The sequence below is a fragment of the uncultured Cetobacterium sp. genome, assembly GCF_947039425.1.
Lineage (GTDB): Bacteria > Fusobacteriota > Fusobacteriia > Fusobacteriales > Fusobacteriaceae > Cetobacterium_A.
On sequence record NZ_CAMQYW010000187.1, the window covers coordinates 1 to 3,946 of the forward strand.

3 protein-coding genes and 1 pseudogene are annotated in these 3,946 nt (G+C 26.8%); 2 read left to right on the plus strand and 2 right to left on the minus strand.

Features of this window, described 5'->3' with window-relative positions; all coding sequences use genetic code 11:
• Window positions 1-1,814, minus strand: a 1,814-nt coding sequence (locus Q0V09_RS08780; protein ID WP_297488629.1) for an ATP-dependent helicase, incomplete at its 3' end; no start/stop codon positions are given.
• A 119-nt stretch (window positions 1,815-1,933) separates the two neighbouring features.
• Entirely contained in the window at window positions 1,934-2,647 is a 714-nt protein-coding gene (gene pssA / locus Q0V09_RS08785; RefSeq protein WP_297407247.1) for a CDP-diacylglycerol--serine O-phosphatidyltransferase, read from the minus strand.
• Window positions 2,648-2,756: 109 nt separating this feature from the next.
• Here pssA and Q0V09_RS08790 point away from each other — a divergent pair, with 109 nt between their 5' ends.
• The gene (locus Q0V09_RS08790; RefSeq protein ID WP_297407249.1) at window positions 2,757-3,530 is read left to right on the plus strand and encodes a YlmH/Sll1252 family protein; all 774 of its coding nucleotides are present in this window, start codon (window positions 2,757-2,759) and stop codon (window positions 3,528-3,530) included.
• Window positions 3,531-3,539: 9 nt separating this feature from the next.
• Window positions 3,540-3,946: pseudogene (locus Q0V09_RS08795) on the plus strand (hypothetical protein); the annotation flags it as partial.

The window sequence follows — 3,946 nt, forward strand, 5'->3', positions numbered from 1 at the left end:
TTTTCCTCTGCTCTTGTAATAGCAACATAGCAAAGTCTTCTTTCCTCTTCTAGCTCCTCAGGTTTAAATAGCACCTTCTTACTTCCTGGGAATATATCATCCTCTACTCCTGTTAAGAATACAATAGGAAACTCAAGACCCTTTGAATTATGAATTGTCATTAATTTAATATAATCCTCTTCACCTTCTAAGGTATCTGTAGCACTAACTAAAGACATATTTTCTAAATATTCTCTTAAAGAAAGAAAGTCCACCGTCTTCTCTAATTCTACAATAGAATTTCTAAGTTCCTCTATATTTTCTATTCTTCCCTCTGCTTCTACACCATAAGTATTATTAAGATAACTATAATATCCTACTGATTTTATTAGTTCATCAAATAATTCACTAACACTACTTTCATTGGATATTTCAATTAATTCGTTCAACATTGTTGAAAGCTCATCTAAGGCCACTTTAACACCAGCTGTTAATCCAGGTATCTCTTGTCCTTTTCCTATAGCCTCAAACATTGTAACCTCATTATCTTGAGCATAATTTCTTATTTTTTCTATACTTTTATCTCCTAATTTTCTTTTAGGAACATTTATTATTCTATTTAAATTAACTGTATCTTGAGGATTATTTATAACTGTTAAATAAGCTATTATATCTTTAACTTCTGCTCTTTGATAAAATTGCATTCCTCCAAATACCTTATATGGAATATTATATTTTAAAAATCCCTCTTCAAAGACTCTTGACTGAGCGTTTGTTCTATATAAAATTGTAAAATCTTTATAACTTTTTCCAAAGGCTTTTCTTTTTACTATTTCTTCTATAACAAAGTTAGCTTCATCTCTTCCATCATAACACTCTTTTAAAGTGATAAGTTCTCCTTGAGATTTTTTTGTCCAAAGCTTTTTATCTTTAGAAGTTTTATTATTTTTTATAACTTCATTTGCTGCTTCTAAAATAGCAGATGTAGATCTATAATTTTCTTCTAATTTTACAATTAGAGCATCTTTATAATCTTTTTCAAAATCTAAAATATTTTTTATATTAGCTCCTCTAAATCCATAAATACTTTGATTTTCATCTCCCACAACACATAAATTTCTATACTTACTTGCTATTTTACTAACGATGTTATATTGAATATTATTTGTATCTTGATACTCGTCTACCATAATATATCTAAATTTTTCTTGTAATCTTTCTAGTACTTCTGGAATTTCTAAAATTCTATATAAATTAACTAAAATATCAGAAAAATCCATTCCATTATTCACTTTTAAAACTGAATTATATTTTTGATAACATTCATATATAATTTTATGGTTCATATCAAATTTATTGTTTTGCTCATAATCAGATGGAGTTACTCCATTTTCTTTTAACTTCGATATTATAGAAACTACCATTCCCTCTGTTAAATTTTTATCTTTAACAGCAAACTCTTTCATTATATTTCTTATTATTCTCTTTTGATCATCTGTATCATATATTGTAAAGTTTGGAGCATATCCTAGTTTTTCACCATATACCCTCAACAATCTCACACCAAAAGAGTGAAATGTTGATATCATAGCTTTATGAGCATCATCACCAATTAAACTTACTACTCTTTCTCTCATCTCTTTAGCAGCTTTATTAGTAAAAGTAACTGCTAATATCTTATATGGAGATATTCCTTTTTCTTGGATCATATGCGCTATTCTATATGTTATTGTTCTTGTTTTTCCAGATCCTGCTCCTGCTAATATTAAAAGAGGACCATCTATTTTTGCTGCAGCTTCTCTCTGCTTGCTATTTAACTTGTCTAATATACTCATTTTTTCTCCTTTGAAATTATACCATATAATTATATAACTATTCAAATAAAATACCCGATTTTCCATAGTTTTTTGGATGTCATCGGGTATGATTAATAACTATTTTTTAATTTAATAATTTATTTTTCTTCTTTTGATCTTTCAATAAAAAATGTGAATATATTTACTAAAACATAATAAGAAGTTACTATAAACATACTATATTTTAATGTCACTATTAATATTAATAAAAATGGAATTATAAGTTTTTTAGGTACAAATGCAAAAACTTTATCTGGCGTTTTAAATGGAACAGTACTAACCATTAATATTCCTGATAGTAATGTTAATCCCACAAAAAATTCAACTGAAAAAAGATCTACTCCTAAAGTATTCTCAACAGAATATACAAATAATAAGTATGAACAAATTACAGATGCTCCTGAAGGAATTGGCATTCCACTAAAGTCATCTTTTTCACTTGATGCTGTTGTTACTATATTAAACTTAACCAATCTCATTACTCCACATAAAGCATATATAAATGATATTGGTATTACAAAGCTATGTACATTAGGCATATTTGATTTTCCTAAAACAGAATATACAAGTATTGCTGGAGCCAATCCAAAAGATATTGCATCGCAAAAGGAATCAAACTCTTTTCCAAATTCACTAAATGCGTCTAACTTTCTTGCTGTCTTCCCATCTAACCCGTCACAAACCATTGCTAGGATAATAAACCATATGGCTTTAGAAAAATCTCCAGCTATTGAAGCTGTGATACTTAGATATCCTAAAAACATATTTGCTGCTGTAATCGCATTAGGTGCAATATACTTTCTTTCTACCATCTTTAATCATCTCCCTATTTTTACAAATCTATTTGATTTTATCACATATATCATATAAAATCAATATACGTATCCTTTAAAACTACAATCAAAAGAAAGAGAGTGTATTATGAATAAAACTTATTTTTTTAACACATTTCAAAAAGAGGACAGTTTTTTAATTGCTCCTATTTGGGATGATATTCAACTTTGTTTGAGTATTGATTACCCTATTTATGGGAATATTTTTTTCCCACCATCTATTTGGAGTAAGATAGAATCTATGTCAGATTCACTAAAATTAAATATCAAAACTATTGGAACTAGCGATTTTTCTGAGAAAAAAATGATTATTTTTTTTCCAACAAATTTTGAAACTGAAAATTTAATTTCAAATGTAGTACACTTTAAAATTGTTGGTACAAATAAATTTAAAATTTTACAACACAAAGATTTTTTAGGAACTATTATGAGTTTAGGTTTAAAAAGAGAGTTTTTAGGAGATATTATTGTTAAAGATAATATTGCATATGGTATTACTACTAAAGATATTTTTAATATTATTGAGTCAATTGAACAAGTTAATAAAATTTCTGTAAAAGTAGAACTTTGTAATAAAGAAAGTATTCCTAAACCTGAAATTAAAGAATCATCTTATACAACATCTTCTTTAAGACTTGACTCAATTATTTCATCTATCTTAAATACTTCTAGAAACATCAGTGTGAATCTCATTGAGACTGGTGATGTTTCCATTAACTACTCTATTGAAAGAAATAAAAGTCAAATTATATCTGAAAACTCTACAATTACTATTAAAAAACATGGAAAATTCTTTTTTAATAAAAATTTAGGAGAAAATAAAAAAGGTAAATTAAAAATTATCATACAGCAATTTATTTAAGGAGGAGATATGAAAACTATAAAAACAATTGATTCTTTAGGATCGATTTTATGTCACGATATTACAAAGATTGTTCCTGGTGAATTTAAAGGTGTGGCTTTTAAAAAAGGTCATATTATAAAAGAAGAAGATATTCCTGAACTTTTAAAATTAGGAAAAGATAATCTTTATGTATGGGAATATAAAGAGGGATTCTTACATGAAAACGATGCTGCTATAAGAATTAAAAATCACACTGCTGGAAAAGGTCTTATTTTTTCAGATATTAAAGAAGGTAAAATTGATTTTATTTCTAAAGAAACTGGACTTCTTAAAGTTGATGCAAAGGAGCTATTTAAAATCAATTCATTAAGAGAGATTGTTATTGCTACTTTACAAAATAATACTCTTGTAAAAAAAGATACTAAGGTTGCTGG

Bases quoted from the DNA above. Each gene is read 5' to 3' on its own strand.
- pssA (WP_297407247.1), bottom strand. From the start codon at position 2,647: ATGGTAGAAAGAAAGTATATTGCACCTAATGCGATTACAGCAGCAAAT.
- Q0V09_RS08790 (WP_297407249.1), top strand. From the start codon at position 2,757: ATGAATAAAACTTATTTTTTTAACACATTTCAAAAAGAGGACAGTTTT.